Below are 26194 nucleotides of genomic sequence, written 5' to 3'. Positions count from 1 at the left end.
TTTTTACGTCCGGAGACGCTGATATCAATCCTGCGAGTGCCCACACAGATTGTCTGATAAATTGTTAAAGAGCGTTGCGAACAGCGGCTGAACCGCCTGTCGCGAGGTGGCGTATATTACGCTACTCTCCTTCGGAGTCAAACACTTTTTTTCAGCGTTTTCATCCGGCGGAAGTTCTTATCGAATCTTCCTCACCAACACCGCATTTCGTAAACCGTTGTGCCGTGTTGATGGATGCGCATTATAGGGAGTTGTTCTCAGCGCGCAACCACTAAATTCAATAAAAACAACCGTTCGCTGCATTCCACAGCAAAACCCCGCCTTATACGCAGTTACACACAGTGTTATCCACACTCTGCCGCACAAATGAATTTAGGCGAGCATCACGCAAACGTTTTCGCTACAATGCCCGGCGACGTCAAGGATGCCCCTTTTGGGGCGTTACATGAGGCAAGCGTTTCCTTCTATATAGAAGAGAGACACTAAGCTTGATGTAACGCTCTTTTTTACGCGAAACAAAGCCAAGGGATAAAACCACCATGCAACAACGTCGTCCTGTACGCCGCGCTCTACTCAGTGTCTCTGACAAAGCCGGTATCCTCGAATTTGCTCAGGCACTCTCCAGTCGTGGTGTTGAGCTGCTCTCCACAGGCGGTACCGCACGTCTGCTGGCAGATGCGGGCCTGCCCGTCACCGAAGTTTCTGACTACACCGGTTTCCCGGAAATGATGGATGGACGCGTCAAAACGCTGCACCCGAAAGTGCATGGCGGCATTTTGGGTCGTCGTGGTCAGGATGATACGATCATGGCTGAACACGCCATCAACCCAATCGACATGGTGGTCGTCAACCTGTATCCCTTCGCACAAACCGTTGCCAAACCTGATTGCTCATTAGCTGACGCGGTTGAGAACATCGATATCGGTGGCCCAACCATGGTTCGCTCAGCGGCGAAGAACCATAAAGACGTGGCGATCGTGGTGAAGAGCAGCGATTACGAGGCAATCATTGCCGAGTTGGATGCCAACGAAAACTCGCTCACGCTGGAAACGCGTTTTGATCTGGCCATCAAAGCCTTCGAACACACTGCCGCTTATGACAGTATGATTGCCAACTACTTCGGTAGCCTGGTGCCGGCTTATCACAGCGACAGCAAAGAACCGGCCGGCCGCTTCCCGCGCACGCTTAACCTCAACTTCATTAAGAAGCAGGATATGCGTTACGGCGAGAACAGCCATCAGGATGCTGCCTTCTATATAGAAGAGAATGTTGCTGAAGCTTCTGTTGCCACCGCGCAGCAAGTTCAGGGCAAAGCGCTCTCTTACAACAACATCGCCGATACCGATGCCGCACTCGAGTGCGTGAAAGAGTTCGACGAAGCCGCTTGCGTGATCGTTAAACACGCTAACCCATGCGGCGTGGCGGTTGGCGGTTCGATTCTTGACGCTTACGAGCGCGCCTACAAAACTGACCCGACTTCTGCTTTCGGCGGCATCATCGCTTTCAACCGCGAGCTGGACGAAGCCACCGCACAGGCGATCATCAGCCGTCAGTTTGTTGAAGTGATCATCGCGCCATCCGCCAGCGAAGCAGCACTAAAAGTGACCGCCGCTAAGCAGAACGTACGCGTTCTGGTGTGTGGTCAGTGGCAAGGTCGCGTTGCGGCGCTGGATTTCAAACGTGTTAACGGCGGCGTGCTGGTTCAGGATCGCGATCTGGGCATGGTCGATGCCAGCCAGCTGCGCGTTGTCAGCAAGCGTCAGCCAACTGAGCAGGAGCTGCGTGATGCGCTGTTCTGCTGGAAAGTGGCGAAGTTCGTTAAATCCAATGCCATCGTCTACGCACGTGACAATATGACCATCGGCATTGGCGCCGGCCAGATGAGCCGCGTTTACTCGGCCAAAATTGCCGGCATCAAAGCGGGTGACGAAGGTCTGGAAGTGAAAGGCTCCGCGATGGCGTCTGATGCATTCTTCCCGTTCCGCGACGGTATCGACGCCGCAGCGGCTGTCGGCATCAGCTGCGTGATTCAGCCAGGCGGTTCAATCCGTGATGATGAAGTGATTGCCGCCGCTGATGAGCACGGCATCGCGATGATCTTTACCGACATGCGTCATTTCCGCCATTAATTGTTGGGAGCAGTACAGATGAAAATTTTAGTGATTGGTAATGGCGGACGTGAGCACGCGCTGGCATGGAAAGCGGCACAATCGCCACTGGCCGAAACCGTGTTTGTCGCGCCGGGCAATGCGGGCACCGCGCTCGAGCCGGCTCTGCAGAACGTGGCAATCAGCGCCACCGACGTTCCCGCGCTGCTGGCTTTTGCTCAGCAGGAAAAAATCGACCTGACCATCGTTGGCCCGGAAGCACCGCTGGTGATTGGCGTGGTTGATGCGTTCCGTGCTGCAGGTCTGAAGATCTTTGGCCCAACGCAAGCCGCTGCCCAGTTGGAAGGCTCAAAGGCGTTCACCAAAGATTTCCTGGCACGTCAGCAGATCCCAACCGCCGAGTACCAGAACTTCACCGAAGTAGAGCCTGCGCTGGCCTATCTGCGTGAGAAAGGCGCACCGAGCGTCATTAAAGCTGACGGTCTGGCCGCCGGTAAAGGCGTGATCGTGGCGATGGAACTGGCTGAAGCCGAAGCAGCAGTGCAAGACATGCTGGCTGGCAATGCGTTCGGCGATGCCGGTCACCGCATCGTGATTGAAGAATTCCTTGATGGCGAAGAAGCCAGCTTTATCGTGATGGTCGACGGCAACAATGTGCTGCCAATGGCCACCAGCCAGGATCACAAGCGCGTCGGCGATGGCGATACCGGTCCAAACACCGGCGGCATGGGCGCGTATTCTCCGGCGCCAGTGGTGACTGATGAGATCCACCAGCGCGTGATGGATCAGATCATCTGGCCAACCGTCAGCGGTATGAAAGCTGAAGGCAACATCTATACCGGCTTCCTGTACGCCGGTTTGATGATCGATAAAGCCGGTCAGCCTAAAGTGATCGAATTTAACTGCCGCTTTGGCGATCCGGAAACTCAGCCGATCATGCTGCGTCTGCAATCGGATCTGGTTGAGCTATGTCTGGCGGCGACCGATGGCAAACTGGATCAGCAAACCTCGCAGTGGGATCCGCGTCCCTCTCTCGGCGTGGTGTTAGCGGCGGGAGGATATCCGGGCGATTACAACACGGGCGATCAGATTCACGGTCTGCCGCTGGAAGAAGTGCCGGACGGCAAAGTGTTCCACGCTGGCACCACCATGAAAGACGATCTGGTGGTGACCAACGGCGGTCGCGTACTGTGCGTGACCGCGCTGGGCGACGATGTAGCCGCTGCGCAGCAGAACGCTTATGCGCTGGCGCAGCATATCTCGTGGGATGGCAGCTTCTGCCGCCGCGATATCGGTTACCGCGCCATTAACCGCAAATAAGTACGCAAAGGGGCACAGCATGTGCCCCTTCTCTTATCCGCCTGCTAGAAATCGCTCTCTTTTGGCTGCCAGCTGCATTCGTCATCCGGCGTAGCACGAAGCAGTTGCACACCTTCCGGCGCTTCCAGCCACGACACCATCAACGGCGCAGACTGGCTCTGCTGCTGGCGACTTAGCGTATACAGCGTGTCGCGATCAAATGCCGCATTCACCAGCTTGTCATCGCACTCTCGTACCTGATTGCCGCCCAGCCAATGGCCCTGACGCAGCAATACGCGGCCTGCAAGCAACGCATTGCTCTGATCCAACATGCGCTGCGCATCGAAGCGATACAGCTCAACGCTATCTGCGCTAACCGCTTCACGTCGTCCCGCCAGTTGGCGCTGCATGAAATTGAGATTGCCCTGATGATCGAAGCGTAAGGTGACATCGTCCGGCTGTGCACCGGCAACACGTCGTTCGACGCTAATCAGCTTCTGCTGCTGCCAGTTGTAATCAGTGGTTTCCATCGCATCGCCATTAAACGGCGTGAAGACCGTACGCAGGTGAACCACTTGATGGTCGCTATTCTTGCGCCAGATGCGCACGGTGCCGCGGTCGGCCAGGTAGCCGCTCGCCGTAAAGGCAGGAAGATCAGGAGTGGAGCTACAGCCCGTAAGCAGCGCACCAAATAATAGGGCGCAAACGCGCTGAGGAATTGAATTCAGCATAGCAGGTCCCGGCAACAAAAAGGGGCGCTAACGCCCCCTCTTTTAAAGCTAAACCGCAATGCGGAAACTTACTTAACAGCGTCTTTCAGAGCTTTGCCTGAAACGAACGCTGGCACGTTAGCCGCTGCAATTTTGATCTCTTTGCCAGTCTGCGGGTTGCGACCGGTACGCTCAGCGCGGTGGTTCACTTTAAAAGTACCAAAACCAACCAGTTGTACAGCATCACCTTCTTTCAGAGACTCAGTGATCGCAGCCAGGGTAGATTCCAGCGCAGTCTTAGCCTGGGTTTTAGACAGGTCAGCTTTCTCTGCGATCACATCAATCAGTTGAGTCTTGTTCATAAGTTATCCTTAAAGTGTATTTATCGCTTGCTAAGCAACGAGTGCGAGGGAAAAGCCCTTCTCAGGCCTTGTTCAGCCGGTACGCACCGATAGCCACAATTTTCAGCCCCCCAAATGTAGACCAGACAGGGGGCCGATGTGAAGCCTCCAGGCGCGGTAATTCGGGCCTGAAGTCACGTTTTCTTGCCTTATTGCTGAAAAAGTATACCGATGTTACTGATTCCCGCTTCGCGCAGGTCTGCACGCAGGCCTTTAATCAATTCCAGGTCGCGCTCTTCGCACTCAGACAGCAGGCGGAAAATCTCCCACTGCAGGTCCCATTCATCGATTACCGCCTGATTTTCACGCAGCTCTTCGTCGGTCATTTCGCGACCGGCCTGCGTCATTTCCAGAATCGCCACGGTGGTGATCGATGTACGGCTGACTTCAACAGCGTGCTCCAGCGTTTCACCGCTGAGCTGTGCATGCAGCAGTTCACTTAATGCCACGCAGGCATCAATCGCCGGATGTACACCGTAAACCTCGAAATCGTCACCATCAGGGATCGCCGCTTCAAATTTCTCCAGCTGACCGTCGAAATTGATTTTGGCATCTTTCACCGTCAGGCTTTCCCAGATCAGATCGAGGATGCGGCGATAGAGTTGCGGATCGGCGAATTCGGTCTGCTGACAGAAAGCCCAATAGTTGGGGAACATACGCTCGCACAGGCAGGCCATGAAAGTCATATGCTGCCAGCTTTCAAGCTTCGCCAGACGCAAATGGACGGGATTCTGTAACATCAAACTTACTCTCAATAGGTTAGCTGGCGGCAGTGTACCGCAAAAGCCGGGCACAAACAGCGTTAAGGCGTATTTTGCCAGCGCAGAAAGGCCGGGCGTCCAGAGGCGACAGCATCTGCCCAACGCGTCGGTTCCGGCAAACGATAGCCTGCGGTACAGGCTTCCACCCAATGCAAGGCGCTATCCATGCTGACCCGATGGCCGGTGGAGATAAACAGCGGATTACAGCGCGCTTTACTGCGCCATACCCAGCCAATCTGTTCACCTTTGTCGAGTAGCGGCTGACGGCTGCCTGGCTCTGCGTCCAGCTCAGCAAAACGTCCGCATAGGCGCTTCTTCGCTACGCCAATGGTAGGCACATCCACCAGCGATCCGAAATGCGCCGCTACGCCAAGCCGACGAGGATGGGAAATACCGTGACCATCCACAAACAGCAGATCGGGCATGTGGGAGAGCTGCTGCCAGGCTTCCAGCAGTGCCGGCATTTCGCGGAAGGATAAGAAGCCCGGAATATACGGCATGGTGGTAGCCACGCGTGCAATGCGATGTTCCACCAGCGTTAAGGATGGATACTCGAGGATGACCAGAGCAGCGCGTGTGATCTCACCGCCCTGTTCAAAACCTACGTCGGCACCACCAATAAAGCGCGGCGGCAGCACGTCGAAATCATCCTGCCGCACTACATCAGCAGCGCGTTGCAACTGTTCCTGGCGTAGTGCGGCTAAATCCACTATCAGCCCTGATGATAAGGACGTGACAGACGATGCACCGCTTCTACAAACGCACCGGCATGCTCAGGTGGCACATCTGGATGGATGCCGTGGCCCAAGTTAAACACGTGGCCTTCGCCCGCGCCAAAACCTTCGAGAATCCCGGCCACTTCCTGCTCAATGCGCGCAGGCGGTGCATACAGCATGGAAGGATCCATGTTGCCTTGCAGTGCCACTTTGTCACCCACGCGACGACGCGCATCGGCGATATCGGTGGTCCAGTCGAGTCCCAGCGCATCACAGCCAGTCGCGGCTATCGCTTCCAGCCACTGGCCGCCACCTTTGGTGAACAGCGTAATAGGTACGCGACGACCTTCATTCTCGTGCAGCACGCTATCGACGATTTTATGCATGTAATAGAGCGAGAATTCGCGATAGTCGCGTCCGGTCAGCACGCCGCCCCATGTGTCGAACACCATGATCGACTGCGCGCCAGCTTTGATCTGCGCATTGAGATAAAGAATCACGCTATCGGCCAGCTTATCCAGCAGCTTGTGCAGGGTTTGCGGCTCGGCGTACATCATCTTTTTGATTTTCGTGAAGGCTTTGCTGCTGCCGCCTTCAACCATATAGGTTGCCAGCGTCCACGGGCTGCCGGAGAAACCGATCAGCGGCACTTCGCCTTTCAGGTTGTGACGAATGGTACGCACCGCGTTCATCACATAACCGAGTTCTTGCTCTGGATCCGGCACCGGCAGTTTGTCGACATCCGCACGGCAGGTGATCGGATTGGAGAAACGCGGGCCCTCGCCGGTCTCAAAGTAGAGCCCAAGTCCCATCGCATCCGGAATGGTGAGAATATCGCTGAAGAGGATTGCCGCATCCAGCGCATAGCGACGCAGCGGTTGCAGCGTGACTTCACACGCCAGCTCAGCATTCTTACACAGCGACATAAAATCACCGGCTTCAGCACGCGTGGCTTTGTACTCCGGCAAATAGCGCCCGGCTTGTCGCATCATCCATACCGGCGTGACATCTACCGGCTGACGTAACAGGGCGCGCAGATAACGATCGTTCTTCAGTTCACTCATAATGGGCTCTCTCATGCTAAGGCCGGCAGTGTAGCATTTTCACGCCGTGCTGGCGCGACACAGGGCAACGGTATCTTCAATCAGGCGACGCGCCACCGTGCCGGGCGGCGGCAACAGCGGCAAATCGTCATAGCGATACCAACCGGCATCCAGCAGCTCTTTACCGTCGTGTTGCAGATCGCCGCCATCATATTCCGCCATATACGCCATCATCAGAGAGTGCGGGAACGGCCACGGCTGCGAGGTTACGTAGCGCACGTTTTTCACCCGCACGTTACTCTCCTCCATCACTTCCCGCGCTACCGCTTGTTCTAAGGTTTCGCCCACTTCGACGAAGCCGGCCAGCACGGTGTAGATGTTGTTACGGTGGCGCGCATGATTGGCGAGCAGAATCTCATCGCCACGGCGAATGGCCACGATGATGCACGGCGCAATTTGCGGGTAATAGCGCTCGCGGCAGTGATTGCACAAGCAGGCAAATTCGCGTTTGCTGATGTGCATCTCATGGCCGCAATAGCCGCACCAGCGATGCGAGCGGTAAAACTCCGCCAGCTGCACGCCACGTCCGGCGATTTGGAACAGGCCGACATCCTCATCAATCAGTTGGCGCACGGAGCCCATGCTGTCCGGGCGCGGCTCGCGTACCAGCCAGACATTCTCGCCCTGCCACTCGCCAATCAAAATGCCGTTGCTGCCGTTCATGCCAAAATCGGTGGCTAAGCCATGCGGCAATTCACCCTGCGGCATCCAAAGTTTTTGCTCATGGCTGACAACCCACCAACCAGCGTCTAAGCTTGAGATCTCACGTTGCATCTTAATCGTTGTCCTTAGCGTCAAATCGCACGCTGAAATCCTAATATTAAGTGTGTAATAAACAACTATAACCTACCTGGAGCCCCATATGCTTAACCAGTTAGAGAACCTGACAGAGCGTGTAGGTGGCAGAAATGAATTGGTGGATTCATGGCTGCGCGCCCGTCGACAGCTGCTCGTCACTTACTACGAGCTTATTGGCATGAAGCCACAAAAAGATGCGTTAACCGCGCTGGATGAACAGGCGCTGGATGCATTTTGTCACAACCTGGTGGATTACCTGTCTACCGGCCATTTCAGCGTGTATGAACACATCATTAGTGAGATGCAGGGTGATAGCCCATTAATCGTGGCCGCGCAGATTTATCCGGCACTCGAGGCGAATACCGATCGCATCATGCAGCTTTACGACACCCATCTGCAGCAAGCGATTAACGATGATAATTGCGTGGATTTTCAAACCGCGCTCTCCGAAGTCGGCGAGGTGCTGGAATCGCGCTTTACGCTGGAAGATAAGCTGGTGCAGCTCGCCTGGGATCACCAACTGGCGCGTCCGCCGGTTGCCAACGACAGCGTCATCGCCCGCCCGGCTTAACATCCCGAAGATGTAAAAAACTTGTTATTCAAGAAAAGCCCTCTTATGCTGAATGGGCTTTTTTATTGCCTCTTCAAAACATGAAGAGCCAAATTTTGCGGTTTAAGCGTAGCGTGCGCAGCCAGTTTGCACTCGGACAGCGCGCAGGGACCGGAGCGTACACGTAGTACGTGACGGTCACGAGCACTGCCCAGGTGCAAAATGGCAAGCAAAGTAGCTTAAACCACAAAACACAACCTTGTCGGAGTGCCCTCTGGGGCTGAGACCGTTAATTCGGGATCCGCGGAACCTGATCAGGTTAGTACCTGCGAAGGGAACAAGAGTAGACATCATCAGCACGTTGCAAGCTGGCGCCCAGCATCGTCGCTGTTACTCCTTCCGAACTCTGGACAAGCAACTTCCAACCTTTACCGGAAACTTGCTATGTCTGCTAAAACTTCTCGTCGTGAACAACGCGCTCAGGCGCAAGAATTTATCGATTCCCTGCAGGGAACTGCTTTCCCCAACTCCAAACGTATCTGGATCACTGGCAGCCGCGAGGATATTCGTGTGCCAATGCGTGAGATACAGCTCAGCCCGACGCACATCGGCGGCAGCAAAGAACATCCGCAATATGAGCCGAATGAAGCGGTTCCGGTATACGACACCGCCGGTGCTTATGGCGATCCTCAAGCCACTATTGATGTGCATCAGGGACTTGCAAGACTACGCGCCAACTGGATCGAAGATCGTGGCGACAGTGAAACGATCCACCAGCTAAGTTCCAGCTACACGCAGCAACGTCTGGCGGATGAAGGCTTGGATCACCTGCGTTTTGAACATCTGCCACAACCGCGCCGCGCCAAAGCGGGTCGCCGGGTTACCCAGCTGCACTATGCGCGTCAGGGCATCATCACGCCGGAAATGGAGTTTATTGCGCTGCGCGAAAACATGGGCCGCGAGCGCATTCGCGGTGAAGTGCTGCTACAGCAGCATCCGGGCCACAGCTTTGGCGCTAATCTGCCGGAAAATATCACCGCTGAATTTGTCCGCCAGGAAGTCGCCAGCGGCCGCGCCATCATCCCTTCTAACATCAACCATCCCGAATCAGAACCGATGATCATTGGCCGCAACTTCCTGGTGAAGGTAAATGCCAATATTGGTAACTCGGCGGTGAGTTCATCGATTGAAGAAGAAGTGGAGAAGCTGGTGTGGTCGACGCGCTGGGGCGCAGACACCGTGATGGATCTCTCAACCGGCCGCTACATTCATGAAACGCGTGAGTGGATTTTGCGAAACAGCCCGGTGCCGATTGGTACAGTGCCGATTTATCAGGCGCTGGAGAAAGTGAACGGTATTGCAGAAGATCTCAACTGGGAGATTTTCCGCGACACGCTGCTGGAGCAGGCAGAACAAGGTGTCGATTACTTCACCATTCACGCTGGCGTACTGCTGCGCTACGTGCCAATGACAGCCAAACGCCTGACCGGCATTGTGTCGCGCGGCGGCTCGATCATGGCGAAATGGTGCCTGTCACATCACACCGAAAGTTTCCTCTATCTGCACTTCCGCGAGATTTGTGAAATTTGTGCCGCCTACGATGTGGCGCTGTCGCTCGGCGACGGCCTGCGTCCCGGCTCGATTCAGGATGCCAACGATGAGGCGCAATTTGCCGAACTGCATACGCTGGGCGAACTGACTAAAATCGCCTGGGAATATGATGTGCAGGTGATGATTGAAGGTCCGGGCCATGTGCCGATGCAGATGATTCGTCGCAATATGACCGAACAGCTTGAGCACTGCCACGAAGCCCCGTTTTACACGCTTGGCCCGCTCACCACCGATATCGCGCCCGGCTACGACCATTTCACTTCTGGCATCGGCGCGGCCATGATTGGCTGGTTCGGCTGCGCCATGCTCTGTTACGTGACGCCGAAAGAGCACCTCGGTTTGCCGAATAAAGAGGATGTGAAACAAGGGCTGATCACCTACAAGATCGCCGCGCACGCAGCGGATCTGGCGAAAGGTCATCCGGGCGCGCAGATCCGCGACAATGCGATGTCGAAAGCGCGTTTTGAATTTCGCTGGGAAGATCAGTTCAATCTGGCGCTTGATCCGCACACCGCACGCGCCTATCACGATGAAACCCTGCCGCAGGAATCAGGCAAAGTCGCGCACTTCTGTTCGATGTGCGGCCCAAAATTCTGCTCAATGAAAATTACTCAGGAAGTGCGCGAGTTTGCCGCACGCCAACAGGCTGAAGCTCAGCCGATAGAGATTGGTATGGCGCAAATGTCGGATGCCTTCCGCAATCGTGGCGGCGAGCTTTATCACGCTGCCGATACCCTTAAAGAGGAAAATGTATGACCGACGCCTTTCCTGCCACGGCCCCAAAACTGGGGCTGTATCCGGTTGTTGATAGCGTGGAATGGATCGCGCGCTTGCTGGAAGCCGGTGTGCGCACCATTCAGCTGCGCATCAAAGATTGTGAAGATCATGAGGTGGAAGATGTCGTGCGCGAGGCGATTGCGCTTGGCAAACAGTATCGCGCTCGGCTGTTTATCAATGATTACTGGCGATTAGCCATTAAATATCACGCTTATGGCGTGCACCTTGGCCAGGAAGACCTCGATGTCGCCGATCTGGCGGCCATCCGTGAGGCGGGATTGCGCCTGGGTTTATCGACGCATGATGATGCCGAGCTGGATCGGGCTCTGGCGCTGCGCCCCTCTTATATTGCGCTTGGCCACATCTATCCTACGCAAACCAAAGACATGCCTTCTGCACCGCAGGGCGTGGTGGAATTGAAACGCCATCTGACGCGTTTACAGGATATGCCAACTGTGGCGATTGGTGGTATTTCACTGGCGCGCGTGCCTGAAGTGCTGGCCACCGGCGTGGGCAGTATTGCGGTGGTGAGCGCGATTACCCAGGCCGCAGACTGGCGCGCAGCAACGCAGCAGTTGCTGTCACTGGTGGAAAATGGAATCGAACCTGCAAAAGCTATGTAATGCGTGGTAAGTAAGGATGAAACGCTGGAATCTGCCGCGCAGCAGCGTGATGTGATGGCTAGCGTCCTTTCCTGATAAAGCTAAAGTGTGCCTGCCCGCTGTCGCTTGCAGCGGGCCAGGGCTGGTCTTAACCTCTCCCAGCCCTGCCTTTCTTTACATGGTCAGGGAGGAGGTATGCACGGTTTCTACACTGCAAGCCAGCATGGCACGTTCTACCGCTGCACCGAGTTGGGCTATCGCCTGCTCCGTATGCTCATTCATTGGCAAACCATAATTCAGGCGCAAGCAGTTGCGATACTTGCCCGAGGCCGAAAACAGCGAGCCGACCGCAACCTGCATGTTCAGCTCCCGCAATTCGGTGTTGAGCCTGACTGCGTCAAACGCCTCTGGCAACTCAATCCACATCAGGAAGCTGCCCTGAGGACGCGACACACAAATTCCGCATGGGAAATAGTGGCGCACCCAACAGCTGAAAGTTTCGTAGTTGCGTTGATACACCTGACGCATGCGCCGCAAGTGCGGAAGATAATGACCAAGGCGAATAAACTCGGCGACCGCATGCTGCGGCTGTGTTGCCGTCGATCCGGTGCTGATGTATTTCATATGCAGCACGCGATCGCGATAGCGCCCCGGCGCCACCCAACCGACACGCAGTCCCGGCGCCAGCGTCTTGGAGAACGAACTGCACAGCAACACGCGGCCATCGTTGTCCAGCGACTTGATAGTAACCGGACGCGGATACTCCCACGCCAGCTCACCATACACATCGTCTTCAATAATCGCGGCATCGAAACGCTGCGCCAGCGTTACCAGCGCACGTTTGCGAGATTCCGGCATGATAAAGCCCAGCGGATTATTGCAGTTTGGCACTACCACCACCGCTTTGATCGGCCACTGCTCGAACGCCAGTTCCAACGCTTCCAGGCTAATGCCAGTGACCGAATCGGTAGGAATTTCAATGGCGCGAATGCCGAAGCCGCGCAACGTTTGCATGGTGCCGTGGAAAGTGGGCGACTCAACCGCAATGATGTCACCGGCCTGGCATATCGCACGAATCGAAATCGACAGCGCTTCATGGCAGCCGGTGGTAATCACGATATCTTCTGCCGTGAGCTGACAACCGCTGTCGATCGTCAGGCGCGCAACCTGTTCGCGCAATGCCGCGACGCCCAACAAACTGTCATAGTTGAGCTGATCAATATCCTGCCTCTGGGCCATGCGGCTCTGAATTTTCCACAGCGGTTTCAATGTGGGTTGAGTGAGATCGGGAATACCGCTGCCGAGTTGCAACACATCGCTGTTCGTTCGGCTACTGAGCAACTCCAGCACCGATTCCCATTGGGTGATCTCCACCGGGCGCTGTGCCGGTCGGGTTATGGCCGGCATCGGCGGCGTCGCTTTGCGCGTTGCAACGAAATACCCGGATCGTGGCTGCGGTACGATCAGCTGTTTCTCTTCCAGCAGATGATACGCCTGCTGAACGGTGCTGATGCTCACGCCATGTTCCAGGCTAAGCGTGCGCACCGATGGCAAACGCTCGCCGCTGCGGTACAGCCCTTGCTCAATACGATCTGAAAGCAAACATGCCAAATGTTGGTAGCGCGTCATCGTATGCCTCACTCAGCCTTAGATCATAACAAACCAGTACAGATAGTCCTTATTATTACCATTCAGATCCATCACAGCGCAATCTGTATGTTAAAGATAAGTGATTTTTGCGTCTGTATCATAATGTGCAGGAATTGGACAATGCATCTCAGGCAACCTACTGAGGGCAAGGATTATGGAATTCGATCAAAACCGCGCGGCTAAACCTTTTGATGTCACTTTACTGGATATCTTCCGTGGCGCAGTACGTATGGTTAAACACTGGAAAGCACGGCGTGAAACACATCGAATCCTGTCAAAACTGAGTGACAATCAGCTGCGGGATATCGGACTGACACGCGAAGATGTCTGCCGCAAGTTCTGACAAAATTAAGACGAAAAAAAACCCTGCCGAGGCAGGGTTTTTTATTGGTCAGCTTTAGCAGACGAATTACTCGTCGTCGCTTCCGCCCAGACCGGCGTTCAGCAATTCAGCCAGGCTAGCAGAGGCTTCATCCGCAGTAACCTGCGGTGCAACCGGTGCTTCACCCGCAGAGCGGCGACGCATACGATCCTGGTGATAAGCATAACCGGTACCGGCTGGGATCAGACGACCCACGATTACGTTCTCTTTCAGGCCGCGCAGTTCATCGCGCTTACCTGCAACTGCTGCTTCAGTCAGGACACGCGTGGTCTCCTGGAACGATGCTGCAGAGATGAACGATTCGGTTGCCAGTGACGCTTTGGTGATACCCAGCAGATCGCGCATGAATGTCGCGCCGATTTTGCCATTCGCTTCAAGTTCACGGTTAGAGATCTTGATGCGAGAGTATTCAGCCTGCTCACCTTCCAGGAAGTCGGTGCTTCCCACGCTCGAGATGGTTGCTTTACGCAGCATCTGACGAACGATGACTTCGATGTGTTTATCGTTAATCTTAACGCCTTGCAGACGGTAAACTTCCTGCACTTCGTTAGTGATGTAACGGGTCACAGCATGGACGCCACGCAGACGCAGGATATCGTGCGGAGACTCTGGACCGTCAGATACGACGTCACCACGTTCTACGCGCTCACCTTCGAATACGTTAAGCTGACGCCATTTTGGAATCATCTCTTCGTACGGATCGCTACCATCAACCGGCGTGATTACCAGACGACGCTTACCTTTGGTCTCTTTACCGAAGGAGATGATACCGCTGATCTCCGCCAGGATTGCTGGCTCTTTCGGACGACGCGCTTCGAACAAGTCAGCAACGCGCGGCAGACCACCGGTAATATCCTTGGTACCGCCAGATTCTTGCGGAACACGCGACAGCGTGTCACCGGCACTGATCTTAACGCCATCTTCCAGCTGAACAATCGCTTTGCCCGGCAGGAAGTACTGTGCTGGCATGTCGGTACCTGGAATCAGAACATCATTTCCGTTGGCATCAACAATTTTCAGCGCAGGACGCAGATCTTTACCGCCCGCAGTACGTTCTGCAGAATCCAGAACCACCAGCGATGACAGACCGGTTAAGTCGTCAGTCTGACGCGTAATGGTCTGACCGTCGATCATGTCAGTGAAGCGAATGAAACCGCCCACTTCGGTGATTACCGGCATGGTATGCGGATCCCAGTTTGCTACGGTCTCGCCCGCTGCAACCTGCTCGCCATCACCTTTAGCCATAACCGCACCGTAAGGCACTTTATAGCTCTCTTTGGTACGACCGAACTCGTCGATCATCTTCAGCTCAACGTTACGTGAAACGATAACCAGTTTCCCTGAGGAGTTGGTTACAGACTTCGCGTTGGTCAGCTTGATAGTACCTTTGTTCTTAACCTGGATGCTGGATTCAGCAGCCGCACGAGATGCCGCACCACCGATGTGGAACGTACGCATCGTCAGCTGAGTACCCGGCTCACCGATGGATTGTGCTGCGATAACACCGATGGCCTCACCTTTATTGATGATGTGACCACGTGCCAGATCGCGACCATAGCAGTGTGCACACACACCGAAGTCGGTTTCACAGCCAACAACCGAGCGCACTTTGATCGCATCGACTGAATTCAGTTCGATCACATCACACCAGTGCTCATCGATCAGGGTGTTACGCGGGATCAGGATGTCCGCAGTGCCCGGCTTCAGAACGTCTTCAGCCGTTACACGACCCAGTACACGCTCACGAAGCGGCTCTTTAACGTCGCCACCTTCGATGACCGGAGTCATCATGATGCCTTCGAACGTGCCGCAGTCATCTTCGGTAACAACCAGATCCTGCGCTACGTCTACCAGACGACGCGTCAGATAACCGGAGTTAGCGGTTTTCAGTGCGGTATCCGCAAGACCTTTACGCGCACCGTGAGTGGAGATGAAGTACTGGAGTACGTTCAGACCTTCACGGAAGTTCGCGGTGATCGGCGTTTCGATGATTGAGCCATCTGGCTTAGCCATCAGACCACGCATACCGGCCAGCTGACGAATCTGTGCAGCAGAACCACGCGCACCGGAGTCGGCCATCATGTAGATGCTGTTGAACGACACCTGCTGCTCTTCTTCGCCATGACGGTTGATCACGGTTTCAGTTTGCAGGTTATCCATCATCGCTTTGGAAACGCGTTCGTTAGCAGCGGCCCAAATATCGATAACTTTGTTGTAACGTTCGCCAGCAGTTACCAGACCAGACTGGAACTGTTCCTGAATCTCAGCAACTTCCGCTTCCGCTTCGGCTACGATTTCCGCTTTCTTCGCTGGGATGACCATGTCGTCGATACCTACAGAGGCACCTGAACGGGCTGCGTAAGCAAAACCGGTGTACATGGTTTGGTCAGCAAAGATAACGGTCGGCTTCAGGCCCAGGATGCGGTAACAGGTGTTCAGCATCTTGGAAATTGCTTTCTTACCCAGCGCCTGGTTGACGATGGAGTAAGGCAGGCCCTTCGGAACGATCATCCACAGAATCGCACGACCAATGGTGGTGTCGATAATGCTGGTTTTCGCAACGAACTCTTCCTGCTCGTTCTTTGTATATTCGGTGATACGCACTTTAACGCGTGCATGCAGCTCGGCCAGGCCAGCGCGGTAAACACGCTCAGCTTCTTTCGGGCCAGTCAGCACCATGCCTTCGCCTTTGGCGTTCACTTTGTCGCGGGTCATGTAGTACAGACCCAAAACAACGTCCTGTGAAGGAACGATGATTGGCTCGCCGTTCGCTGGTGACAGAATGTTGTTGGTCGACATCATCAGCGCACGCGCTTCCAGCTGGGCTTCCAGCGTCAGCGGTACGTGAACAGCCATCTGGTCACCATCGAAGTCGGCGTTATATGCCGCACAAACCAGCGGGTGCAGCTGGATCGCTTTACCTTCGATCAGAACCGGTTCAAACGCCTGGATACCCAAACGGTGCAGAGTTGGTGCACGGTTCAGCAGTACCGGGTGTTCGCGGATCACTTCGTCCAGGATATCCCAAACGACAGCTTCTTCGCGCTCAACCATTTTCTTCGCGGCTTTGATGGTGGTGGCCAGGCCACGCAGTTCCAGCTTGCCGTAAATGAACGGTTTGAACAGCTCAAGAGCCATTTTCTTCGGCAGACCGCACTGATGCAGACGCAGGTATGGACCAACGGTGATAACTGAACGACCAGAGTAGTCAACACGTTTACCCAACAAGTTCTGACGGAAACGACCCTGCTTACCTTTGATCATGTCTGCCAGAGATTTCAGCGGACGCTTGTTCGAGCCAGTGATGGCGCGACCGCGACGGCCGTTATCCAGCAGTGCATCAACCGCTTCCTGCAGCATACGTTTTTCGTTACGTACGATGATATCTGGCGCAGCCAGATCCAGCAGGCGTTTCAGACGGTTGTTACGGTTGATCACGCGACGATACAGATCGTTCAGATCCGACGTAGCGAAACGACCACCATCCAGCGGTACCAGCGGGCGCAGATCTGGCGGCAGAACCGGCAGAACGGTCAGGATCATCCACTCTGGCTTGTTACCAGACTGAACGAACGCTTCCAGCAGCTTGATACGCTTGGTCAGCTTTTTACGTTTGGTCTCGGAGTTTGTTTCGTTCAGCTCTTCACGCAGCTGCTCGCACTCTTGCTCCAGATCCATATTTTTCAGCAGCGCCTGGATAGCTTCCGCACCCATCTTCGCGTCGAATTCGTCACCGAACTCTTCCAGCGCGTCAAGGTACTGCTCTTCCGTCAGAATCTGACGTTTTTCCAGGTTGGTCATGCCGCCTTCGATAACTACATAAGATTCGAAGTACAGCACGCGCTCGATATCACGCAGTGGCATATCCAGCAGCAAGCCGATACGCGAAGGCAGTGATTTCAGGAACCAAATGTGCGCAGTTGGAGAAGCCAGCTCAATGTGGCCCATGCGCTCACGACGTACTTTGGTCTGTGTAACTTCAACGCCACACTTCTCACAGATCACGCCGCGATGTTTTAAACGCTTGTACTTACCGCACAGGCATTCGTAGTCTTTTACCGGTCCGAAAATACGGGCACAAAAAAGACCGTCACGCTCAGGCTTGAAGGTACGGTAGTTAATGGTTTCCGGCTTTTTAACTTCACCAAAAGACCATGAACGGATCATGTCTGGCGAGGCCAGAGCAATTTTGATCGCATCAAACTCTTCGGTCTTAGTTTGCGCTTTCAGAAACTTAAGTAAGTCTTTCACGGATTAGCTCCCGTCGGAGTGGAACTCTCAGGGACGCGCACCCGAAGTGCACGTCCCGTAACCAGTACTTGCGAGTACTTACTCGTCTTCCAGCTCGATGTTGATACCCAGCGAGCGAATCTCTTTCAACAGTACGTTGAAGGATTCCGGCATGCCCGGTTCCATCTGATGGTTACCGTCGACGATGTTTTTATACATCTTCGTACGGCCGTTAACGTCATCAGATTTAACGGTAAGCATTTCCTGCAGGGTATACGCGGCACCGTATGCTTCCAGTGCCCACACTTCCATCTCACCGAAGCGCTGTCCACCGAACTGCGCTTTACCACCCAGCGGCTGCTGAGTAACCAAGCTGTAAGAACCGGTAGAACGTGCGTGCATCTTGTCGTCGACCAGGTGGTTCAGTTTCAGCATATACATGTAACCTACGGTTACCTGACGCTCAAACTGCTCACCGGTACGGCCGTCGAACAGGGTGATCTGACCGGAAGAAGGCAAGCCACCGAGCTGCAGCAGCTCTTTGATTTCGCTCTCTTTCGCACCGTCAAACACCGGAGTCGCGATTGGCATACCCTTCTTCAGGTTTTCTGCCAAACGCAGCACTTCGTCGTCTGTAAAGGTGTTCAGGTCAACTTTCTGACGCACATCAGTGCCCAGATCGTAAGCACGCTGGATGAACTCACGCAGTTTGGAGACTTCTTCCTGCTTCTTCAGCATCGCATTGATTTTTTCACCAATGCCTTTCGCCGCCATACCGAGGTGAGTTTCCAGGATCTGACCGATGTTCATACGCGATGGTACGCCCAGCGGGTTCAGTACGATGTCGACCGGCGTACCGTTCTCATCGTAAGGCATGTCTTCGATAGGGTTGATCTTAGAGATAACACCCTTGTTACCGTGACGACCTGCCATCTTGTCACCAGGCTGGATCTGACGTTTAACGGCCAGATACACCTTAACGATTTTCAGCACGCCTGGTGCCAGATCATCGCCTTGGGTGATCTTGCGACGCTTAGCTTCAAGTTTCTTCTCAAACTCGTGCTTCAGCTCGTCGTACTGCTCAGCCAGCTGCTCCAGAGAATTCTGCTTCTCTTCGTCAGTCAGGCCCAGCTCCAACCAGCGCTCACGTGGCAGTTTGTCCAGCTTCTCAGCTTCAACACCACCCGAGATCAGAACTGCCTGGATACGGCCGAACAGGCCCGCTTCAAAGATCTGCAGTTCTTCAGACAGGTCTTTCTTAACCTGCTTCAGCTGCATTTCTTCGATTTCCAGCGCGCGCTTGTCTTTTTCCACGCCATCGCGGGTGAAGACCTGCACATCGATAACCGTACCGGATACGCCGTTCGGAACGCGCAGTGACGAATCTTTCACGTCAGAGGCTTTTTCACCGAAGATCGCACGCAGCAGTTTCTCTTCTGGCGTCAGCTGGGTTTCACCTTTCGGCGTCACTTTACCAACCAGAATGTCGCCACCAGTCACTTCTGCACCGATATACACGATGCCGGATTCATCCAGTTTAGAAAGCGCAGCTTCACCCACGTTCGGGATATCAGCGGTGATCTCTTCTGGCCCCAGCTTGGTGTCGCGAGACACACATGCCAGTTCCTGGATGTGAATAGTGGTGAAACGGTCTTCCTGAACCACGCGCTCGGATACGAGGATGGAGTCTTCGAAGTTGTAACCGTTCCATGGCATGAACGCCACGCGCATGTTCTGACCGAGCGCCAGTTCACCGAGATCGGTAGACGGGCCGTCAGCCAGCACGTCGCCACGCTCAATCGGTTCACCCAGGTTTACACACGGCATCTGGTTGATGCAGGTGTTCTGGTTAGAACGGGTGTACTTGGTCAGGTTGTAGATGTCGATACCCGCTTCGCCCGGATACATCTCTTCTTCGTTAACTTTAATAACGATACGAGAAGCATCAACGTACTGAACGGTACCACCACGTTTCGCGACGGCAGTTACACCGGAGTCAACCGCTACTGCACGCTCCATACCGGTACCAACCAGCGGCTTATCAGCGCGCAGAGTTGGAACCGCCTGACGTTGCATGTTCGCACCCATCAAGGCGCGGTTAGCATCATCGTGCTCCAGGAACGGAATCAGTGACGCACCGACAGAAACCACCTGTTGGGTGGAAACGTCCATGTAGTCAACCTGATCGCGGCTGAACAGGCTTGACTCACCCTTGCTACGGCAGGTGACGAGATCGTCAACAAAGCTGCCATCTTCTGCGAGGTTGGTGTTCGCCTGAGCGATAACGTAGTTACCCTCTTCAATTGCAGAGAGGTAATGAATTTCATCACTCACTTTTCCGTCAACAACGCGACGATACGGGGTTTCAAGGAAACCGTATTCGTTAGTCTGCGCGTAAACAGAGAGTGAGTTGATCAGACCGATGTTCGGGCCTTCCGGGGTTTCGATAGGACATACACGACCGTAGTGGGTTGGGTGTACGTCACGCACTTCGAAGCCGGCGCGCTCACGGGTCAGACCGCCAGGGCCCAGAGCAGAGATACGACGTTTGTGCGTAATCTCAGACAACGGGTTGTTCTGATCCATAAACTGGGACAGCTGGCTTGAACCGAAGAACTCTTTCACCGCCGCCGAAATCGGCTTAGCGTTGATCATGTCCTGAGGCATCAGCGTATCGAGGTCGCCCAGAGACAGACGCTCTTTAACTGCACGCTCAACACGAACCAGACCAACACGGAACTGGTTTTCTGCCATTTCGCCAACAGAACGAATACGACGGTTGCCGAGGTGATCGATATCATCCACTTCACCGATACCGTTACGGATACCGATAAGCTTTTTCATCACTTCGATGATGTCGTCTTTGCTCAGGATACCTGAACCTTCGATCTCATCACGCAGCAGAGAACGGTTGAACTTCATGCGGCCAACCGCAGAAAGATCGTAACGATCTTCAGAGAAGAACAGGTTCTCAAACAGGTTTTCAGCGGCTTCACGCGTTGGTGGTTCGCCAGGACGCATCATGCGGTAGATCTCAACCAGCGCGCTTAAGCGATCGTTGGTTGGGTCAACACGCAGAGTCTCGGAGATATACGCACCGTGATCCAGGTCGTTGGTGAACAGCGTTTCAATGCGCTTGTGGCCTGACTGGCTCAGCTTCGCCAGCAGATCCAGTGACAATTCCATGTTCGCTGGAACGATCAGCTCGCCGGTGTTCAGATCGACGTAGTCTTTAGCAACCACTTTGCCAGCAATGTATTCAACTGGCACTTCGATGTGCTGAATGTTGTCTTTTTCCAGCTGACGGATGTGGCGCGCAGTGATGCGACGACCTTTCTCAACGTAGACCGTGCCGTTTGCTTCGATATCGAAGGAAGCGGTTTCACCACGCAGGCGCTCAGGCACCAGTTCCATCTGCAGTTTGTTATCGCGGATTTCATAAACGACTTTGTCAAAGAACAGATCGAGGATTTGTTCTGAGGTGAAGTTTAACGCGCGCAGAATGATACTGGCCGGCAGCTTACGACGACGGTCAATACGGACGAAGAGGTTGTCTTTCGGGTCAAACTCGAAGTCGAGCCATGAACCGCGGTAAGGGATGATACGTGCGTTATACAGCACTTTACCGGAAGAGTGCGTTTTACCCTTATCACTGTCGAAGAACACGCCAGGACTACGGTGCAGCTGAGAAACGATAACACGCTCAGTACCATTGATAACAAAGGTACCGTTGTCCGTCATGAGTGGAATCTCGCCCATGTAGACTTCTTGTTCTTTAATGTCTTTTACGGTGCCTTCCGGCGCTTCGCGCTCGTAGATCACCAGACGCAGTTTCACGCGCAGCGGTGCCGAATAGGTCACGCCACGGATCTGACATTCAGTTACGTCAAAGACAGGCTCACCCAAACGGTAGCTAACATACTGCAACTCAGAGTTGCCGCTGTAGCTTGAGATTGGGAATACGGAGCGGAAGGCTGCTTCCAGACCGTACTGGCCTTCTGGATCTTGCTCGATAAACTTCTGGAACGAGTCAAGCTGGATAGAAAGGAGATAAGGTATGTCCAAAACTTGTGGACGTTTACCAAAATCCTTACGAATACGTTTTTTCTCGGTATAGGAGTAAACCATGGGGTTCCTCAGCTAGCTGACATGTCGAACCACGCTGTCCGTCCTGAAAAGGACAGTTCATGCAACACTATTTTTTGTTTTTCATGCGATGCGCAGCACCCCATGCAATACATCTTTCTATCACTCTTAAATCATTTCATCGCCGTTGCTCAGGCAGGGAACCTTCGCAGGAGAGCGATATATTAAGGCGTCGATAGAAAAAGATATTGAAGAGGAATGATGGACAAACAGTGCGAAACGCCATCATTCCCCTGTAGCGCAAAAAGGCTGGTGACCTAAACAGTCACCAGCCATCAGCCTAATGTTACTCAGGCTGCAACCCAAAGGTTGTCTTACTTAACTTCAACTTCAGCGCCAGCTTCTTTCAGAGCAGCTTCAAGAGCGGCTGCGTCATCTTTGCTGATGGCTTCTTTGATAGTACCAGTAGCTTCAACCAGGTCTTTAGCTTCTTTCAAGCCCAGGCCAGTTGCAGTACGTACTGCTTTGATTACTGCGACTTTGTTAGCGCCAACAGCTTTCAGAATTACGTCGAATTCAGTTTTCTCTTCAACAGCTTCAGCTGGGCCAGCAGCAACAGCTACAGCAGCAGCAGCAGAAACGCCGAATTTTTCTTCCATAGCAGAAACCAGCTCAACTACTTCCATTACGGACATAGCGGCAACAGCTTCCAGAATTTGGTCTTTAGTGATAGACATATCGATTGTTCCTAAAAATCAGAAAAAGTTTATACGTTAGCAAGCACGAAGGAAAAGAATTTGGCCTTAAGCCGCTTCTTTTGCATCGCGCACAGCAGCCAGAGTACGGACCAGTTTGCCAGCAGCGGCTTCTTTCATGGTCGACATCAGACGTGCCAGTGCTTCTTCGTAAGTCGGCAGAGTTGCCAGACGGTCAATATTGGCCGCCGTGATCAGCTCACCTTCAAAGGCTGCAGCTTTGACCTCAAATTTTGCATTCGCTTTAGCGAAATCTTTGAACAGACGAGCAGCAGCGCCCGGGTGTTCCAAAGAATATGCAATCAGGGTCGGACCAACAAACGTGTCTTTCAGGCACTCGAAAGGAGTACCTTCAACGACGCGGCGCAGCAGGGTGTTACGAACAACACGCATGTAAACGCCAGCTTCACGACCTGCTTTACGCAGTTCGGTCATTTTATCAACGGTTACGCCGCGGGAATCCGCAACAACCGCTGAAAGCGCGCCTTTGGCTACTTCGCTAACTTCAGCAACAATCGCTTGTTTGCCTTGAAGATTTAATGCCATTAGCTTTGCTCCTGGATTGGCCGGGAATAATTTCCCGGAACTCACTTCACTCATTCACCCGAAGGCGATAAGCGCTATTACACGGTGAGCAGAATCCAGCGAAGAAAAAATTCTTTTTGGTTCTGTCACCGTCTACGCAGGGTATTAAGCAAGATATCCGAAAATATTCTGCTCCTGCGGTCTCGGACGGAGGCCAGGATAAGGCCTGGCTCCAACCTAAGCGACTGAACAACTGAGTCTTTAGACTTAGTCACTCACTCGCTTTGAATCTGGGTTCTGAATTGCGTTAACAACCAGAACAACGGGCGTAAGATTCTAGATGAATTTTTCGCCCGTTACAAGCAGCAATTAGTTTGCTGATGCGCTCAGACCAGCCTGGTCAACAGCAACGCCGGCGCCCATGGTGGTAGAGATGCTAACTTTCTTGATGTACACGCCTTTCGCCTGTGATGGTTTAGCTTTTTTCAGCGCAACCAGCAGAGATTCCAGGTTTTCTTTCAATTTGTCAGTGTCAAAATCCACTTTACCGATGGTGGTGTGGATAATGCCGTTTTTGTCGTTACGATAACGAACCTGACCTGCTTTAGCATTTTTAACTGCTTCAGCAACGTTAGGGGTTACAGTACCAACTTTCGGGTTTGGCATCAGACCGCGTGGGCCCAGAACCTGGCCCAACTGGCCAACAACGCGCATTGCATCTGGAGATGCGATAACAACGTCAAAGTTCATTTCGCCTTTTTTGATCTGCTCAGCCAGGTCTTCCATACCAACCAGCTCTGCGCCAGCTGCTTTAGCAGCTTCAGCGTTTGCACCCTGGGTGAAGACGGCAACACGTACTGAACGACCAGTACCGTGTGGCAGAACGGTCGCGCCGCGCACGTTCTGATCAGATTTACGTGCATCGATGCCGAGGTTAACAGCAACGTCAACGCTTTCAACAAACTTAGCGGTAGCCAGTTCTTTCAACAGAGCAACAGCTTCGGTGATGTCGTACTGCTTGGTCGCGTCAACTTTGTCGCGAATTACGCTCATGCGCTTGGTCAGCTTAGCCATTTCTTAATCCTCTACTACCAGGCCCATGGAACGAGCAGTACCTTCGATAGAGCGAGTCATCGCTTCTACGTCAGAACCAGTCATGTCCGCAGCTTTAGTTTCTGCGATTTCACGTACCTGAGCACGAGTCACTTTACCGACTTTATCTTTGTTCGGCTTACCAGAGCCAGACTTGATGCCTGCTGCTTTTTTCAGCAGAACGGCAGCCGGAGGCGTTTTGGTAACGAAAGTGAAAGAACGGTCGCTGTATACGGTGATAACAACTGGAGTAGGCAGACCTTTCTCCAGAGATTCTGTCTTAGCGTTGAACGCTTTGCAGAATTCCATGATGTTAACACCCTGCTGACCCAGAGCTGGACCAACAGGTGGGCTTGGGTTAGCCATACCAGCTGCAACCTGCAGCTTGACGTAGGCTTGTACTTTCTTGGCCATGATATTTCCTCAATTGGGTTTTAACGCCTGAAAAACAGGCTCCCCGTGATAACGATTTACACGCTAGTAGCAGCGCATAAAAACAAAAGGCGCGAAATTATAGGTAAATTTCGCGCCTTCCGCAAGAGCTAAAAAGTGAACAAAAGGGTTAAGCTTTTTCCACCTGAGCGAAGTCGAGTTCCACTGGCGTTGCACGACCAAAGATGGAAACGGAAACTTTCAAGCGGCTCTTCTCGTAATCCACTTCTTCGACCACACCGTTGAAGTCGGCAAACGGGCCGTCGCTGACGCGTACCATCTCGCCTGGCTCGAACAGCGTTTTTGGACGCGGCTTATCACCAACCTGCTGCAGGCGGTTCATAATCGCATCAACTTCTTTATCACTGATTGGCGCAGGACGATCGGAAGTTCCGCCGATAAAGCCCATCACACGCGGTACACTACGTACTAAGTGCCAGCTGGCGTCATTCATTACCATCTGAACCAATACGTAGCCAGGGAAGAACTTACGTTCGCTTTTGCGACGTTGGCCACCACGGATTTCGACGACTTCTTCAGTCGGCACCATGACTTCGCCAAAAAGCTCTTCCATGTTGTGCAGTTTGATATGCTCGTGCAGCGACTTAGCTACGCGAGCTTCAAAACCGGAGAACGCCTGAACGACGTACCAGCGTTTTTTTGGAGCTTCAGACATCTCAGAACCTCAGGCCAGTGATAAACGATACCAGGCGGACCAGAATACCATCCAGCCCCCACAAAATCAGTGACATCACGGCAGTTACCGCGGCAACGATTAACGTGGTGTGCAATGTTTCCTGGCGAGTTGGCCAAATGACCTTGCGCATTTCGGTTCTTGCTTCACGGGCAAATGCAACAGTCGCTTTGCCTTTGATTGTCAGCAATGCGATGCCGCCTGCTGCAGCAATCAGCACTACTACAGCCAGCGCGCGCAGCGGCAGTGTTACATCGCGATAAATATAGTTGCCGACAATTGCTACCAGGAGCAATGCGATCACAACTACCCATTTCATCGCTTCAAGGCCGCGCCCGCTTCCTTGAGCTTCGGTATTCGCACTCATAAACCAACCTGCCACAATAATTCAGAAACTATTCTGCCCCGCAGAGCGAGGCATCCAAACCGAATGAGCTTTTGAGCGTAACTCGGTATCCAACGCCGTGAAACAGAGCCTGTCTCAACAATGATTATGATTGAAAATCACTGATGAGCCAGGTTCTATGTAACAGCGTGCAAAAAGGGCATCAAATGATGCCCTTTCCTTGTGCATTGCGTCAAATGTTATCGCAATTAAGCGATAATATCAGCAACAACACCCGCACCAACAGTACGGCCGCCTTCACGGATTGCGAAACGCAGACCCTGATCCATAGCGATTGGCTTGATCAAAGTAACGGTCATTTTTACGTTGTCGCCTGGCATTACCATCTCAACGCCTTCTGGCAGTTGAACGTCACCGGTCACGTCAGTAGTACGGAAGTAGAACTGAGGACGGTAGCCTTTGAAGAACGGGGTATGACGGCCGCCTTCATCTTTAGACAGAACGTAAACTTCTGAAGTGAACTGGGTATGTGGCTTGATTGAACCCGGCTTAGCCAGAACCTGACC

Annotated in this window: 21 protein-coding genes, 1 pseudogene and 1 riboswitch; of the genes and pseudogenes, 6 read left to right on the top strand and 16 right to left on the bottom strand. The window is 53.5% G+C overall.

Annotated elements, in window-relative coordinates; genetic code table 11:
• The first annotated feature begins 539 nt into the window (after positions 1–539).
• A complete protein-coding gene (gene purH / locus BM323_RS23865; protein WP_008108429.1) occupies positions 540–2129 on the top strand; it encodes a bifunctional phosphoribosylaminoimidazolecarboxamide formyltransferase/IMP cyclohydrolase in 1590 nt (529 codons plus the stop codon).
• Positions 2130–2147: 18 nt separating this feature from the next.
• Entirely contained in the window at positions 2148–3428 is a 1281-nt protein-coding gene (gene purD / locus BM323_RS23860; protein ID WP_091004357.1) for a phosphoribosylamine--glycine ligase, read from the top strand.
• A gap of 44 nt (positions 3429–3472) precedes the next feature.
• On the opposite strand, the gene BM323_RS23855 is transcribed toward purD, so the two are convergent.
• The 6 genes from BM323_RS23855 to nudC all read right to left on the bottom strand — a co-directional run bounded on the left by BM323_RS23855 (position 3473) and on the right by nudC (position 7872).
• A complete protein-coding gene (locus tag BM323_RS23855) occupies positions 3473–4138 on the bottom strand; it encodes a DUF1481 domain-containing protein (RefSeq protein ID WP_008108425.1) in 666 nt (221 codons plus the stop codon).
• 68 nt (positions 4139–4206) lie between these two features.
• On the bottom strand, positions 4207–4479 hold the full coding sequence (hupA, locus tag BM323_RS23850) for a nucleoid-associated protein HU-alpha (protein ID WP_007886275.1): 273 nt from the start codon (positions 4477–4479) through the stop codon (positions 4207–4209).
• A 188-nt stretch (positions 4480–4667) separates the two neighbouring features.
• The gene (locus tag BM323_RS23845) at positions 4668–5258 is read right to left on the bottom strand and encodes a YjaG family protein (protein WP_008108422.1); all 591 of its coding nucleotides are present in this window, start codon (positions 5256–5258) and stop codon (positions 4668–4670) included.
• Positions 5259–5320: 62 nt separating this feature from the next.
• Complete coding sequence (nfi, locus tag BM323_RS23840; protein WP_008108420.1) at positions 5321–5989, bottom strand: deoxyribonuclease V; 669 nt, start codon at positions 5987–5989, stop codon at positions 5321–5323.
• A 2-nt stretch (positions 5990–5991) separates the two neighbouring features.
• Complete coding sequence (gene hemE / locus BM323_RS23835; protein WP_008108418.1) at positions 5992–7059, bottom strand: uroporphyrinogen decarboxylase; 1068 nt, start codon at positions 7057–7059, stop codon at positions 5992–5994.
• Positions 7060–7098: 39 nt separating this feature from the next.
• Positions 7099–7872, bottom strand: coding sequence for an NAD(+) diphosphatase (gene nudC, locus BM323_RS23830; protein ID WP_091004360.1), 774 nt, complete (start codon positions 7870–7872; stop codon positions 7099–7101).
• An 88-nt stretch (positions 7873–7960) separates the two neighbouring features.
• Between nudC and BM323_RS23825 the strand changes: the two genes are divergently transcribed.
• From BM323_RS23825 to thiE, 3 genes are all read left to right on the top strand, one after another.
• Complete coding sequence (locus tag BM323_RS23825) at positions 7961–8467, top strand: Rsd/AlgQ family anti-sigma factor (RefSeq protein ID WP_008108413.1); 507 nt, start codon at positions 7961–7963, stop codon at positions 8465–8467.
• Positions 8468–8699: 232 nt separating this feature from the next.
• A riboswitch (TPP riboswitch) is annotated at positions 8700–8800 on the top strand.
• 90 nt (positions 8801–8890) lie between these two features.
• Positions 8891–10813 carry a phosphomethylpyrimidine synthase ThiC gene (gene thiC, locus BM323_RS23820; protein WP_008108410.1) on the top strand — a complete coding sequence of 641 codons (1923 nt, stop codon included), beginning with the start codon at positions 8891–8893 and terminating at the stop codon, positions 10811–10813.
• A complete protein-coding gene (gene thiE / locus BM323_RS23815; protein WP_008108409.1) occupies positions 10810–11457 on the top strand; it encodes a thiamine phosphate synthase in 648 nt (215 codons plus the stop codon). Before thiC ends, thiE begins: the two co-directional genes overlap by 4 nt.
• A 153-nt stretch (positions 11458–11610) precedes the next feature.
• Here the strand turns inward: thiE and BM323_RS23810 are convergent, their stop codons facing one another.
• On the bottom strand, positions 11611–13065 hold the full coding sequence (locus BM323_RS23810) for an aminotransferase-like domain-containing protein (RefSeq protein WP_008108406.1): 1455 nt from the start codon (positions 13063–13065) through the stop codon (positions 11611–11613).
• 175 nt (positions 13066–13240) lie between these two features.
• Here BM323_RS23810 and BM323_RS23805 point away from each other — a divergent pair, with 175 nt between their 5' ends.
• Complete coding sequence (locus BM323_RS23805; RefSeq protein ID WP_008108404.1) at positions 13241–13429, top strand: DUF1127 domain-containing protein; 189 nt, start codon at positions 13241–13243, stop codon at positions 13427–13429.
• 66 nt (positions 13430–13495) lie between these two features.
• Here the strand turns inward: BM323_RS23805 and rpoC are convergent, their stop codons facing one another.
• The 9 genes and pseudogenes from rpoC to tuf form a co-directional block, all read right to left on the bottom strand.
• The gene (gene rpoC, locus BM323_RS23800; RefSeq protein WP_008108402.1) at positions 13496–17719 is read right to left on the bottom strand and encodes a DNA-directed RNA polymerase subunit beta'; all 4224 of its coding nucleotides are present in this window, start codon (positions 17717–17719) and stop codon (positions 13496–13498) included.
• Between the two features lie 78 nt (positions 17720–17797).
• Complete coding sequence (gene rpoB / locus BM323_RS23795; protein WP_008108400.1) at positions 17798–21826, bottom strand: DNA-directed RNA polymerase subunit beta; 4029 nt, start codon at positions 21824–21826, stop codon at positions 17798–17800.
• 332 nt (positions 21827–22158) lie between these two features.
• Positions 22159–22521 carry a 50S ribosomal protein L7/L12 gene (gene rplL / locus BM323_RS23790; RefSeq protein ID WP_008108398.1) on the bottom strand — a complete coding sequence of 121 codons (363 nt, stop codon included), beginning with the start codon at positions 22519–22521 and terminating at the stop codon, positions 22159–22161.
• Positions 22522–22587: 66 nt separating this feature from the next.
• Positions 22588–23085, bottom strand: coding sequence for a 50S ribosomal protein L10 (gene rplJ, locus BM323_RS23785; RefSeq protein ID WP_007886294.1), 498 nt, complete (start codon positions 23083–23085; stop codon positions 22588–22590).
• Positions 23086–23433: 348 nt separating this feature from the next.
• Positions 23434–24138: a 50S ribosomal protein L1 gene (rplA, locus tag BM323_RS23780; RefSeq protein WP_008108395.1), complete on the bottom strand. Its 705-nt coding sequence runs from the start codon at positions 24136–24138 to the stop codon at positions 23434–23436.
• 3 nt (positions 24139–24141) lie between these two features.
• Positions 24142–24570, bottom strand: a complete 429-nt coding sequence (gene rplK / locus BM323_RS23775; RefSeq protein ID WP_008108393.1) for a 50S ribosomal protein L11 — start codon at positions 24568–24570, stop codon at positions 24142–24144.
• A 148-nt stretch (positions 24571–24718) separates the two neighbouring features.
• The gene (gene nusG, locus BM323_RS23770) at positions 24719–25264 is read right to left on the bottom strand and encodes a transcription termination/antitermination protein NusG (protein WP_008108391.1); all 546 of its coding nucleotides are present in this window, start codon (positions 25262–25264) and stop codon (positions 24719–24721) included.
• Between the two features lies 1 nt (position 25265).
• On the bottom strand, positions 25266–25649 hold the full coding sequence (secE, locus tag BM323_RS23765) for a preprotein translocase subunit SecE (protein ID WP_008108388.1): 384 nt from the start codon (positions 25647–25649) through the stop codon (positions 25266–25268).
• Between the two features lie 227 nt (positions 25650–25876).
• Positions 25877–26194 (bottom strand): annotated as a pseudogene (tuf, locus tag BM323_RS23760) (elongation factor Tu); the annotation flags it as partial.

The sequence above is a fragment of the Pantoea sp. YR525 genome (assembly GCF_900116775.1).
GTDB classification, from domain to species: domain Bacteria; phylum Pseudomonadota; class Gammaproteobacteria; order Enterobacterales; family Enterobacteriaceae; genus Pantoea; species Pantoea symbiotica.
The sequence above is the reverse complement of the archived record's forward strand: the minus strand, read 5'-3'. Positions and strand labels throughout refer to the sequence as shown.